Source organism: Streptomyces lincolnensis (genome assembly GCF_021173675.1).
Taxonomy (GTDB): Bacteria; Actinomycetota; Actinomycetes; order Streptomycetales; family Streptomycetaceae; genus Streptomyces; species Streptomyces lincolnensis_B.
Window position 1 is genome coordinate 190,413 of the sequence record NZ_JAIHON010000002.1, and the last position, 12,702, is coordinate 203,114.

The following is a 12,702-nucleotide window of genomic DNA, read 5'->3' on the forward strand; positions in this document are numbered from 1 at the left end:
CCGCCGCCCGCCCGAGGCGCGTCCGGCCGTGCGGGAGCGCTCCGATCAGGTCCGGGGGCTCCCGGCATTACGGATGTCGGTCCGAGCAGGCAAGATGGGCGGCAGAGCAGTACACCTGACGGTGGCGAGGCGTTCACCCCGAGGTCGACCGGTCGATCATGGTGCGCAACGCGTTCGAAACGGTGTTGTGGTGTGATGCTCAGGTGCCCGACCGCCTCCTGCGGGACAGGGAGACAGGCGGCCTGACCAGCAAGGATGGGGAAGCGGAAGATGGACAAGCAGCAGGAGTTCGTGCTCCGGACGTTGGAGGAGCGCGACATCCGGTTCGTACGCCTGTGGTTCACGGACGTGCTGGGCTTCCTCAAGTCCGTGGCCGTGGCCCCGGCCGAACTCGAACAGGCGTTCGATGAGGGCATCGGTTTCGACGGCTCCGCGATCGAGGGCTTCGCCCGGGTCTACGAGTCCGACATGATCGCCAAGCCCGACCCCTCGACCTTCCAGATCCTGCCCTGGCGCGCCGAGGCCCCCGGTACCGCCCGGATGTTCTGCGACATCCTCATGCCGGACGGCTCCCCGTCCTTCGCCGACCCGCGGTACGTGCTCAAGCGTGCCCTGGCCCGCACCTCCGACCTGGGCTTCACCTTCTACACCCACCCGGAGATCGAGTTCTTCCTGCTGAAGGACAAGCCGACCGACGGCTCCCGGCCGACCCCGGCCGACAACTCCGGCTACTTCGACCACACCCCGCAGAACATCGGCATGGACTTCCGCCGCCAGGCGATCACCATGCTGGAGTCCATGGGCATCTCGGTGGAGTTCTCCCACCACGAGGGCGCCCCCGGCCAGCAGGAGATCGACCTGCGCTACGCCGACGCGCTCTCCACGGCCGACAACATCATGACGTTCCGCCTGGTCATGAAGCAGGTGGCGCTGGAGCAGGGCGTCCAGGCCACCTTCATGCCGAAGCCGTTCTCGGAGCACCCGGGAAGCGGCATGCACACGCACCTGTCGTTGTTCGAGGGCGACCGCAACGCCTTCTACGAGTCGGGCTCGGAGTACCAGCTCTCCAAGGTCGGCCGCTCCTTCATCGCGGGCCTGCTCAAGCACGCGGCGGAGATCTCCGCGGTCACCAACCAGTGGGTCAACTCCTACAAGCGCATCTGGGGCGGCTCCGAGCGCACCGCCGGCGCCGGCGGCGAGGCCCCCTCGTACATCTGCTGGGGCCACAACAACCGCTCCGCGCTGGTCCGCGTCCCGATGTACAAGCCCGGCAAGACCGGCTCGGCCCGCATCGAGGTCCGCTCCCTCGACTCCGGTGCCAACCCCTACCTCGCCTACGCCATGCTCCTGGCCGCCGGCCTCAAGGGCGTCGAGGAGGGCTACGAGCTGCCCCCGGGCGCCGAGGACGACGTCTGGGCCCTCTCCGACGCCGAGCGCCGCGCGATGGGCATCGAGCCCCTGCCGCAGAACCTCGGCGAGGCCCTGACCCTGATGGAGCGCAGCGACCTCGTCGCCGAGACGCTCGGCGAGCACGTCTTCGACTTCTTCCTCCGCAACAAGCGCCAGGAGTGGGAGGAGTACCGGTCGGAGGTGACGGCCTTCGAGCTGCGGAAGAACCTGCCGGTGCTGTAACGCGCTGGACGGCGGCCCGGAAAGGGGAGTCCACGGTTCCTGTCCGTGGGCTCCCCTCCTCTGTGTGCGGGCCTTCCAGGCGGGTCGCGCGTGCGGCATGATGATCGGCATGACCGCCCGCCGAAAGGCCCGTGCCGCGTAAGCGGCCCGGCGCGTTGCGCGCCGCCTCCCGACCGTCCTCGCAGCCCCCGCGGCGCTGGGACACCCCGCCGCCGGACCGCATCCACGGCCTGTCCGCGGCCACCAGCCTCGCCGTGCACCGGTACGAGGCCTTGTCGGACGACTACTACGTCTTTCCCGGCGTGATCGCCTACGCCCTGCGCCGGTACCGGGACTTCCTGGGGCCGCCGGGGCGTCGGCCGCGCTATCCGTACCTGGACGACTGCGACTGCCGAAGCTGCTCGTTCAGGGATGTCAGACACGCGCGGGACGCGCTCGACGTGGCCGTGCGGGAGCTGCCGCCGCGGGCCCGGGCGGAGCTGGGGCGGGTGGTGGCGGCCTTGGACCGCTCCTACCTCGCCCGAACCCTGCCGGACCCGCTCGCCCACACCCGTCGGCGGAGGGGCACCGACGGGTGGTGGTATCGACGCCTCGAAGGCTGCCGTTACGCGCAGAGCGGCAGCATCTGATGCGGTGATGCGGTGATGCGGGGTTCAGTAGGTCGGCTCGCCGATGCCCAGCAGGTTGCCCTCGCTGTCGCGGAACCACGCGCCGCGTTCGCCGCGGAAGCCCTTGCTCGGGTAGTGGCCCGCCACCTCCGCGACGCCGTCCTTCGTGCGCAGGCCGGGGACGTCGACCTCCTCGAACACCACCCCCCGTGCCCGCAGCTCCGCCATGATCTCGTCCAGGTCCTCGACCACCCACCCCATCTGCGTGAAGGTGCCGGGCGAGACTCCGGCCGAGGCGAACAGGGCGAATTCCGTGCCGCCGCACCGGTACAACAGGCCCCCCGGCCGCTCGTCCACGGGGTCGAGACCCAGCACCTCGGAGTAGAAGCGCCGGGCCCGCTCCAGATCCCGGGCGGGCAGCCGGGTCGCCACGGTCCCCCTGGCCAGCTGGTTCACAGCGTTCTCCCTCCGGGGTCGGTGGCTACTGCCCCCGTGCCGCCAGATCCGCCAGCACCTTGTGCAGCGGTTCCGTCGACCGGCGGCGGTACTCCTGGACGGACCAGCCGTTGCCGTCGGGGTCCTTGAAGTACATGAAGGTGGCGCCGTCGTCGGGGGAGTACTGCACCGGCTCGGAGACGTCGAGGCCGCGCTCGACCAGTTCGGCGTGGGCGGCCTTGATGTCGGCGACGCAGAGCTGGAGGCCCTGGTAGGAGCCGGGCCGCGGCTTCTCGCCCGGGGACATCTCCCAGATGCTCTCGCCGAGCGCGAGCGAGCAGCCGGAGCCCGGGGGCGTCAGCTGGACGATCCGCATCCCCGGCATGACCTCCTGGTCGATGTCCACGTGGAAACCGACCTTGTCCCGGTAGAAGTCCCGGGCCCGGTCGATGTCCGTGACGGGCAGCGGTATCACTTCGAGCGTGAAGTCCATGGTGTGACCCCTTCGTCGACGTCGGTGTCGCTACGAACCGGCGCGGCGGCCCTCAGAAGCGCCACCGCGTCTGGCTGAACGGCTCCCCCTTACCGAAGCCGAAAACGGTGCTCGGCGCCACCGCGAAGACGACAGCATGGCCCGGACCGTGGTGGAAATACCCCTCCCGTACCTCGAAGCGCCAGAAATCTCCGTACTTCGTCTCCCACGCGGCGGCCAGCTCACGCAGCCTGCCGTCGTCCGAGACCCGCACCGCCTCGCCCTCGACCACCAGGTCGTAGCCCTTGTCCCAGATGTTGGTGCCGGTGGTCAGCACGACGTGCGGGTTGTGCGCGAGGTTCTTCGCCTTGCGCTCCGCGGGACCGGTGCAGAAGTGCAGCGCGCCGTGTGCCCAGACCGCGGGCAGCGGGGTCACGTGCGGGCGCCCGTCCGGTCGTACCGTCGAGATCCAGAACAGTTCGGCCGCGGCGAGCAGCGCCTCGGCGTCCGCCCAGGGGATGGCCACGGCCGTTTCGTCGCTGTACCGCGGGTCGAGCAGGGTCTCGGGCTCCGCTCCGGTCGCCGTGCCGGTTTCCTTGTCCGTCATCAGTGGGCCTCCAGACGTCTCTCATCAGTGGCCTTCCCCGGCCTCGCCGGTACAGACCCGTCCGGCCGCCCGAACTCGTCGGTGCACGCCCCGGCGCTTCCGACAGGCTCTGCGGTTAGGCTCGGGCCGGTACGACCTTGATCGGACGGGAGGCCGGGGATGACGGCGCCGGGGCGCAGGAGCAGTACCTTCACGCGGCTGCTGCGGCACGGCTTCACCGATCCCTCGGCCGCCGAGCGGCTCCTGGAGAGCCCGGAACTGTCCGCCGTACGCAATGACCCGGTGCTGCTGGAGGCTCTCGGCGCGACCGCCGATCCCGACCTCGCGCTCCATGGTCTCGTACGGCTCCTGGAGGCGCAGGGCGACCGTGAGCTGCTGGACACGGTGATAGCGGCCAAGCCGCTGCGCGACCGGCTGCTGGGGGTGCTGGGAGCCTCCGCCGCGCTCGCCGACCATCTCGCCCGGCATCCCGGCGACTGGCACGCGCTGGTCATGTACGAGCCGCGGGACCTGCACCCCGGGGTGGAGGAGTTCGAGCAGGGCCTCGCCGAGGCCACCGACCCGGTCTCGCTGCGGGTCGCCTACCGGCGCTGTCTGCTGTCCATCGCCGCCCGGGACGTGTGCGGGACGACCGACCTCGCGGAGACCGCCGCCGAGCTCGCCGACCTCGCCACCGCGACTCTGCGTGCCGCCCTGGCCATCGCCCGGGCCGCCGCGCCCGACGACGCCGCGGTGTGCCGCCTCGCGGTGATCGCGATGGGCAAGTGCGGCGGCCACGAGCTCAACTACGTCTCCGACGTCGACGTCATCTTCGTCGGCGAGGCCGCCGACGGCGCCGACGAGGGCAAGGCGGTCAGGGCGGCCACCAAGCTCGCCTCGCACATGATGCGGATCTGCTCCGAGACCACCGTCGAGGGCTCCATCTGGCCCGTCGACGCCAACCTGCGCCCCGAGGGCAGGAACGGTCCGCTGGTGCGCACGCTCTCCAGCCACCGCGCCTACTACCAGCGCTGGGCCAAGACCTGGGAGTTCCAGGCGCTGCTCAAGGCCCGCCCGGTGGCCGGGGACGTCGAGCTGGGCGAGGACTACATCGCCGCGCTCGAACCCCTGGTCTGGAAGGCGGCCGAGCGCGAGAACTTCGTCGCCGACGTGCAGAAGATGCGCCGCCGGGTGGTGGAGAACATCCCGGCCGCGGAGATCGAGCGTGAGCTGAAGCTCGGGCCCGGCGGCCTCCGGGACGTCGAATTCGCCGTCCAGCTCCTGCAGTTGGTGCACGGCCGGTCCGATGCCTCGCTGCGCAGCGGTACCACCCTGAACGCGCTCCAGGCCCTGGCCGCCGGCGGTTACGTGGGCCGTGCCGACGCCGTCCAGCTCGACGACGCCTACCGCTTCCTGCGCTCCATGGAGCACCGGATCCAGCTCTACCGGCTGCGCCGCACCCACCTCGTCCCCGAGGACGAGGCCGATCTGCGCCGCCTCGGCCGCTCCCTCGGGCTGCGCGCCGACCCGGTCGCCGAGCTGACCCGTGAGTGGAAGCGGCACACCGGTGCGGTACGGCGGCTGCACGAGAAGCTCTTCTACCGGCCGCTGCTCGACGCCGTCGCCCAACTTGCGCCCGTCGAGGCCCGGTTGAGCCCCGAGGCGGCCCGGGAGCGGCTGGTCGCGCTCGGGTACGCGGACCCCGCCTCGGCGCTCCGACATCTGGAGGCGCTGGCCTCCGGCGTCACCCGCAAGGCCGCCATCCAGCGCACTCTCCTTCCGGTGCTGCTGGGTTGGTTCGCCGACTCCGCCGACCCGGACGCCGGGCTGCTCAACTTCCGCAAGGTCTCGGACGCGTTGGGCAAGACGCCCTGGTATCTGCGGCTGCTGCGGGACGAGGGCGCCGCCGCCGAGAACCTCGCCCGGGTGCTGTCCGCCGGGCGGCTCGCCCCCGACCTGCTGATGCGCGCCCCCGAGGCGGTGGCCCTCCTCGGCGACGGCGACGGCGGCGGTCTGGAATCCCGCTCACGGGCCCATCTGGAGCAGGAGATCCTCGCCGCGGTCGGCCGCGCGGACGGCGCCGTCCAGGCGGTCACGGCCGCCCGCGGGGTCCGCCGCCGCGAGCTGTTCCGTACGGCCGCCGCGGACATCGTCGGCTCCTACGGCACCGAGGCCCAGCCCGTCGAGGCCGACCAGGGCGCCCTGGTGGACCTGGTCGGCGGCGCGGTGTCCGACCTGACGGCGGCCACCCTCGCGGGCACCCTGCGCGCGGTCGTCCGGGAGGGCTGGGGGGACACCCTGCCCACCCGGTTCGCGGTCATCGGCATGGGCCGCTTCGGCGGCCACGAGCTGGGCTACGGCTCCGACGCCGACGTCCTGTTCGTGCACGAGCCGCGGGACGGCGTGGACGAACGCGAGGCGACCGACGCGGCGAACAAGGTCGTCTCCGAGATGCGCCGCCTGCTCCAGATCCCGAGCGCCGACCCGCCGCTGCTCATCGACGCCGACCTGCGCCCGGAGGGCAAGTCCGGTCCGCTGGTGCGGTCCTTGAAGTCGTACGAGGCCTACTACCGCCGGTGGTCCCTGGGCTGGGAGTCGCAGGCGCTGTTGCGGGCCGAACCCGTCGCCGGGGACGAGGAGTTGGGCCGCCGGTTCGTCGAGCTCGTCGACCCGCTCCGCTATCCGACGGCCGGTCTCGGCGACGACGCCGTCCGCGAGATCCGGCGCCTGAAGGCCCGTATGGAGTCCGAGCGGCTGCCGCGCGGCTCCGACCCCAAGCTGCACACCAAGCTCGGGCCCGGCGGCCTGTCCGACGTCGAGTGGACCGTGCAGCTGCTCCAGCTGCGGCACGGCTCGCAGGTGGCCGGCCTGCGCACCACCCGCACCCGCGCCGCCCTCGCCGCCGCCCGCGCCGCCGGCCTCCTCTCCGAGGAGAACGCCGCCATCCTCGACGAGGCCTGGGTACTCGCCACCCGCGTCCGCAACGCGGTGATGCTCGTGCGTGGCCGGGCCGGCGACACCTTCCCCTCCGAGGCCCGCGAACTCGCCGCCGTGGGCCGCTACCTGGGCTACGGCCCCGGCCACGTCGGCGACATGCTCGACGACTACCGCCGCACGGCCCGCCGAGCCCGAAGCGTGGTCGACGCCCTCTTCTACACGGGCTGACCACCCGGACCCCGCCCGACCCACCCCACCGAGCGGCTGCGCGCAGCCCCGCCGGCGCACCACAAGGGACGGAACCTGGCCGCCTGGATGCCCGCCGGGTCATCTGCCGCGTCGGTCGGGTCGCCGGTCGAGGCGTCTCGGGGGGACGTGAGTGGGGTCGGCGGCCCGTGGCGCGGGGTTTCTACCGGGTCGTCCATTCGTCGTTGCCGCCCGCTCGCAGGGTGCGGGCGTGGTTCAGGAGGCCCTCCAGGCCCACCTCGAAGGCTCGGTTCGCGCGGCCTTCGCCTACGGCGGCGAGGGCTCGGGCCAGGTGGGGGGTGGGGGTGGTGTCGGTGAGTTCCCACATGGTTTCGGGGGCGGTGAGGTCGAGGGCGGAGCCGAGGACGAGGTTCTCCAGGGCGGTGATCAGGGGCATCACGTCGGCCGGGACGAACCCGGCGTCCAGCAGGAGCGACACCGCCCGCTCGTACTGCTCCAGGACCCGCGGCGCCCGCACCGGGGAGGTCATGAGCAGCGGGATCGCCCGGGGGTGGGCGGCGAACGCGGCCCGGTAGGAGCGTGCCCAGGCGAGCAGCGCCTCGTCCCAGGGCGTGAGATCGAGCGTCCCGGGGTCGATCGCCGAGGCCACCCGCTCGCGCAGCAGTTCCACGATGCCGTCCCGGCCGTCCACGTGGTGGTACACCGAGCCGGTCTGCGCCCCGAGCCGCCTGGCGATCTGCGGCACGCTGAAGTCGCCGTGCTCGTCGACGAGTTGCAGCGCCGTCGTGGTGATGCGCTCACGGTCGAGGAGCGGTGTGCGCGGCCGTCCCATGCTCGACGTTTCTCCTTCAGGTCTTCCCGGATCCCAGGGTGGAGGCTACATTGCCGAAACCGAAAGCCTTTAGATTAATCGGCCCGGGACACCACGACCCCCGCGGTGCCCCGGGGAACGCCGGCCATCCCGCACGCCCGGAACCCTCCCCGTCCGCCGCGCTCGAAGGGCTTGCCCATGTCCGTGACCACCCCCGACGCCTCGGAGGAGAGCACACCGCCCTCCCCGGCGACGCTCCGCCCCGGCTCCCTCGGCACGGCCGACATCGCCTTCTACGTCGTCTCCGCCGCCGCCCCGCTCACCGTCATGGCAGGTGTCGCCCCGCTCGCGATCCTGCTCGGCGGCGTCGGCGCCCCCGCCGGCTATCTCATCGCCGGCGTCACCCTCACCGTCTTCGCCGTCGGCTTCACCACCATGAGCCGCCACGTCAGAAGCGGCGGCGCCTTCTACGCGTACATCACCCGCGGCCTCGGCCGCCCGATCGGCATCGGCGCCGCCCTGCTCGCCCTCGTCGGCTACAACGGCATGGAGACCGGTGTCTACGGCCTCCTCGGCTCCGCCGGCCAGGACACCGCGCTCGCCCTCTTCGGCACCGACATCCCCTGGCTGCCGGTCTCCCTGGCCGGCCTGCTGATCATCGGCTACGGCGGCTACCGCTCCATCGACTTCGGCGCCAAGCTCCTCGGGATCCTGCTCGTCGCCGAGACGGGCATCCTCGTACTCCTAGCGGGCGGCGTCCTGCTGAAGGGCGGCGCACACGGGCTGTCCGGCGTCTCCTTCACCCCGGACCACGTCCTCGTCTCCGGCACGGCCGTCGTCCTCGCCTTCGCGTTCGCCGCGTTCACCGGCTTCGAGTCGACCGTCATCTACCGCCGCGAGGCCCGCGACCCCGAGCGCACGGTGCCGCGCGCGACCTACGCGGCGGTGGGGTTCCTCGGCCTCTTCTACGCGTTCATCGTCTGGATCGTCATCCAGGCCTTCGGCGACGACGAGGTGATCGCGGCCGCGGCCAAGGACCCCGGCGGCCTCTTCTTCTCCGCCATCACCACCTACGTCGGCGCCTGGGCGGCCGACCTGATGCACGTCTTCATCGTCACCAGCGTCATCGCCTCGCTCCTCGCCTTCCACAACGCCATCAACCGCTACGCCCTCGCCCTCGCCGAGGAAGGCGTCCTGCCCAAGGCCCTCGGCCGCGTCCACCCCCGCCACCGTTCCCCGTACGTCGCCGGCCTCGCCCAGACCGCCCTCGGCGCGATCGTCGTCCTCGCCTTCTGGGCGGCCGGCGCCGACCCGTACGGACAGCTGCTGCTCTGGGTCAACACCCCGGGAATGATGGGCCTGTTCGTCCTCCAGCTGCTCGCCGCGATCGCCGTGCCCTGCTACTTCCGCAAGGTCCGGCACCAGGAGGGCGCCCTGCGCACGGTCGTCGCGCCGATCACCGCCGCCGTGCTCCTCGCGACGGCGATAGGGCTCGTCGTCACCCACATCGACCTGTTCACCGGTGCCTCCACGACCGTCAACACGGTCCTGGTGGCCACCGCCCCCGCCGTCTTCGTCGTAGGCCTGGCGCTGGCGTGGTGGCTGCGCGGCCGACGGCCGCGCGTGTACGAGGACTTCGCGTCCGAGCCCGCCGAGCAACCCCGCGTGGCGGCCTCGTAGCCCCCGAGCCATCAGAACAAACCCATCAGAACACCCGCCCACCGCAGAGGAGTTCACCCGGCATGCCCACCCCCGACCTGATCCTCACCGGCGCGAAGGTCCGTACCCTCGATCCCGCCCGGCCGCACGCCACAGCCGTCGCCGTGCGCGACGGGACGATCGCGGCGGTCGGCGACGAGAGCGACGTACGCGACTGGCGTGGGCCCGGGACCGAGGTCGTGGCCCTGGACGGGGCACACCTGGTGCCGGGGCTCGTGGACGCGCACAGCCACCCCGTGTGGGGGCTGGAGATGGCGACCGGCGTCGATCTGTCGGGGGTGGCGGACCTGGACGGACTGAAGGCGGCCCTCAGGGGCGCCGAACCCGTCGACGGGTGGGTGCTCGGCTTCGGGCTCGACCACAACGCCTTCGAGGGCCGGCCCGTCCACCGGACGCTGGTCGAGGACGTCCTCGGCGGGGTGCCCGCCTTCCTGCGCCTGTACGACGGCCACTCGGCCCTCGCGACCGGCCCGGCGCTCGCCGCGGCGGGCGTGACCGGGCCGCGGGTGTTCGGCCAGCGCTCGGAGGTGGTGTGCGACGCCGAGGGGCGGCCCACCGGGCACCTCGTCGAGCACGCGGCGATGGACCTGGTCGTCGGGGTCGCGCCACGCCCGTCGTACGCCGCGCGCCGGGCCCGCCTGGTGGAGCTGCTGTCCGCGATGGCGGCGACCGGTCTGACCGGGGCGCACGTCATGGACGGCGGCGACCCGGAGCTGATCGACTCCGTCGCCCGGGAGACCGTGCTCCCGGTCCGGCTGCGCTTCGCCCCCTGGTGCATGCCGGGGGCGGACCCGGGCGAGCTCGACGCACTCGTCGCGGCGCAGGGCCGGGGCGGGCGGCACTGGCGGATCGACGGGGTCAAGTTCTTCATGGACGGCACCGTCGAGGGCGGCACCGCGTGGCTGGAGCACGCCGACTGCCACGGCCAGGGCACGCAGGCCTTCTGGCCGGACCCGGAGGCGTACGCCCTGGCCGTACGGCGGCTGCACGCGGCCGGTGTCCGTACGGCCACGCACGCCATCGGGGACGCGGCGGTGCGGCACGTCCTGGACGTCGTGGCGGGACTGGGGCCGGACGGTCACGGGCGGCACCGCGTCGAGCACCTGGAGACCGTCCCGGACGCCCTGCTGCCGCGGTTCGCGGAGCTGGGCGTGGCGGCGTCGATGCAGCCGCCGCACACCGCCTACACGCGGGCCGACGGCACCGACGAGTGGTCCCGCCGCCTGGGCGCCGACCGCGCCGGCCGCGCCTGGCGGGTGCGCGACCTGCGGGACGCCGGTGCCACGGTCGCCCTGGGCTCGGACTGGCCCATCGCCTCCTACGACGTACGGGCCGTCCTGGCGACGGCACGGGCACCGCGCGGCGCCGCGTCGGGGCGGCCGGGGCTGACGGGCCTGGAGGCCCTGGAGGGCTGCACCACCCACGCGGCACGGGCGGCCGGCGAGACCGCCACAGCGGGACGCATCACCCCCGGCCACCGCGCCGACCTCACCGCCCTCGCCCTGGACCCGGTACACGCCTCCCCGGACGAGCTGACCCGGTCACCGGTACGACTGACCGTCACCGGAGGCCACGTGGTGCACCGGGACGACTGAACGGCGCCCGCTCAGGTCAGTGCGCCCCGGGGCCCGGCGCCGAGCCCCCCTCGGCGCCACCGACCCACCGCGACCGCGCGTTCCGGCACCGCGCCCACCAGCCTCGGGCGTCCGGACCCGGCTGAGGCCGGCCGCACGCCGCGGCCCGAAGTCGGCCGGGGCCCGGCGGCCACTCCCGCCAGGCCGGACCCCGTCGCCGTGGAGCGCAACAACCCGGCGCCGCCTTCCCCTCGCGACGGTGCACGGCGGACGACGGTGATTGCCGGCAGTGCCGTGGCCGTCCCGGTGCCGCCGGTGCGACGGGCATGTCGCCCCACCGCCGGCCGGTCACTCTCGCGTGGGCCGAGGCCGCTCGCCGTGCGGCGAGGGGGCCGTCGGGGCTTTGGTCCGCTCCTCGTCGAGACAGCGCTCGGCCGCGACGGTGATTGCCGGCAGCGCTGTAGCCGTCCCGGTGCCGCCGGTGCGACGGGCATGTCGCCCCACCGCCGGCCGGTCACTCTCGCGTGGGCCGAGGCCGCTCGCCGTGCGGCGAGGGGGCCGTCGGGGCTTTGGTCCGCTCCTCGTCGAGACGGCGCTCGGCCGCGACGGTGATTGCCGGCAGCGCTGTAGCCGTCCCGGTGCCGCCGGTGCCGGTGCGACGGCATGTCGCCCCACCGCCGGCCGGTCACTCCCGCCTCGGCCGAGTCCCCTCGCCATGCGGCGACGCGGCCGTCGGCCGCTCCTCGTTGCGGCGGGGCTCCTCCACGACGGCCCGCCGCGACGGCGCGGAGGCGGCCGGCGCACGGCTCGGTGCACGGCTCGGTGACGGCGGAGCGACCGGTACCAGCCTGGGCAGGGCGTAGGGCAGGCGGCCGTACCAGAGGCGGGCCACCGTGAAGCCGAAGGCGAGGCAGAGCATGCCGCCGACCGCGTCCAGCCAGAAGTGGTTGGCGGTGGCGACGATCACCACCAGCGTGGCCGTCGGATACAGCAGCCCCAGCACCCGCACCCACGGCACCGAGGCCAGCGCGAAGATCGTCAGCCCGCTCCACAACGACCAGCCGATGTGCATCGACGGCATCGCCGCGTACTGGTTCGACATGTGCTTCAGGTCGCCGGAGGCCATCGAGCCCCAGGTCTGGTGGACCATGACGGTGTCGACGAAGTGGCCGCCGTTCATCAGGCGGGGCGGGGCGAGCGGATACAGGTAGTAACCGACCAGGGCGACCCCCGTGGTCGCGAAGAGCACCAGACGGGTCGCCGCGTAGCGCCCGGGATGGCGGCGGTAGAGCCAGACCAGCACGCCGAGTGTCACGATGAAGTGCAGGGTCGCGTAGTAGTAGTTCATGCCGACGATGAGCCAAGTCACCGAGTTGACCGCGTGGTTGACGGACTGCTCGACGGCGATGCCGAGATGCCGCTCGGCCTGCCAGATCCAGTCGGCGTTGCGCAATGCCTCGGCCCGCTGCTCGGGGACCGCGTTGCGGATCAGTGAGTACGTCCAGTAACTCACCCCGATCAGCAGGATCTCGAACCAGATCCGGGGCCGACGGGGGGTGCGCAGCCGGCGCCAGAACCCCCGTTCCGTGTCCGCCACAGAGGCCGTGACGGGGTCCGGAACGGCTTCTGCGCGGCCGCTCTGCGTCGTCACGGTCGTGTCAGCCATAGGCACAGAGTCTGCCAGAAAAGCCCTTTCGCACCGATCATCCCCCGGTCGGGTT

10 protein-coding genes are annotated in these 12,702 nt (G+C 72.8%); 5 read left to right on the forward strand and 5 right to left on the reverse strand.

The genetic code is table 11. The annotated features are described in order from the left end of the window. The first annotated feature begins 270 nt into the window (after positions 1 to 270). Positions 271 to 1,632 (forward strand): glutamine synthetase family protein, encoded by a 1,362-nt coding sequence (locus tag K4B79_RS04425; protein ID WP_232024909.1) that lies wholly within the window; start codon positions 271 to 273, stop codon positions 1,630 to 1,632. A 131-nt stretch (positions 1,633 to 1,763) separates the two neighbouring features. Beyond that, a complete protein-coding gene (locus K4B79_RS04430) occupies positions 1,764 to 2,261 on the forward strand; it encodes a hypothetical protein (protein WP_232024910.1) in 498 nt (165 codons plus the stop codon). 24 nt (positions 2,262 to 2,285) lie between these two features. On the opposite strand, the gene K4B79_RS04435 is transcribed toward K4B79_RS04430, so the two are convergent. The 3 genes from K4B79_RS04435 to K4B79_RS04445 are packed head-to-tail and all read right to left on the reverse strand — an operon-like array spanning position 2,286 to position 3,754. Then, positions 2,286 to 2,696 (reverse strand): VOC family protein, encoded by a 411-nt coding sequence (locus tag K4B79_RS04435; protein ID WP_232024911.1) that lies wholly within the window; start codon positions 2,694 to 2,696, stop codon positions 2,286 to 2,288. Between the two features lie 25 nt (positions 2,697 to 2,721). Continuing rightward, entirely contained in the window at positions 2,722 to 3,168 is a 447-nt protein-coding gene (locus tag K4B79_RS04440) for a VOC family protein (RefSeq protein WP_232024912.1), read from the reverse strand. Positions 3,169 to 3,220: 52 nt separating this feature from the next. Beyond that, complete coding sequence (locus tag K4B79_RS04445) at positions 3,221 to 3,754, reverse strand: pyridoxamine 5'-phosphate oxidase family protein (protein ID WP_232024913.1); 534 nt, start codon at positions 3,752 to 3,754, stop codon at positions 3,221 to 3,223. Positions 3,755 to 3,913: 159 nt separating this feature from the next. Between K4B79_RS04445 and K4B79_RS04450 the strand changes: the two genes are divergently transcribed. After that, the gene (locus K4B79_RS04450) at positions 3,914 to 6,898 is read left to right on the forward strand and encodes a bifunctional [glutamine synthetase] adenylyltransferase/[glutamine synthetase]-adenylyl-L-tyrosine phosphorylase (protein WP_232024914.1); all 2,985 of its coding nucleotides are present in this window, start codon (positions 3,914 to 3,916) and stop codon (positions 6,896 to 6,898) included. Positions 6,899 to 7,079: 181 nt separating this feature from the next. On the opposite strand, the gene K4B79_RS04455 is transcribed toward K4B79_RS04450, so the two are convergent. Beyond that, positions 7,080 to 7,709 (reverse strand): TetR/AcrR family transcriptional regulator, encoded by a 630-nt coding sequence (locus K4B79_RS04455; protein WP_232024915.1) that lies wholly within the window; start codon positions 7,707 to 7,709, stop codon positions 7,080 to 7,082. 177 nt (positions 7,710 to 7,886) lie between these two features. Here K4B79_RS04455 and K4B79_RS04460 point away from each other — a divergent pair, with 177 nt between their 5' ends. Together K4B79_RS04460 and K4B79_RS04465 are read left to right on the forward strand one after the other, a co-directional pair. Next, on the forward strand, positions 7,887 to 9,368 hold the full coding sequence (locus K4B79_RS04460; RefSeq protein WP_232024916.1) for an APC family permease: 1,482 nt from the start codon (positions 7,887 to 7,889) through the stop codon (positions 9,366 to 9,368). A 62-nt stretch (positions 9,369 to 9,430) separates the two neighbouring features. Continuing rightward, a complete protein-coding gene (locus K4B79_RS04465; protein ID WP_232024917.1) occupies positions 9,431 to 11,002 on the forward strand; it encodes an amidohydrolase in 1,572 nt (523 codons plus the stop codon). 664 nt (positions 11,003 to 11,666) lie between these two features. Here K4B79_RS04465 and K4B79_RS04470 read toward each other — a convergent pair. Then, positions 11,667 to 12,647: a phosphatase PAP2 family protein gene (locus K4B79_RS04470; protein ID WP_232024918.1), complete on the reverse strand. Its 981-nt coding sequence runs from the start codon at positions 12,645 to 12,647 to the stop codon at positions 11,667 to 11,669. Positions 12,648 to 12,702 lie beyond the last annotated feature (55 nt).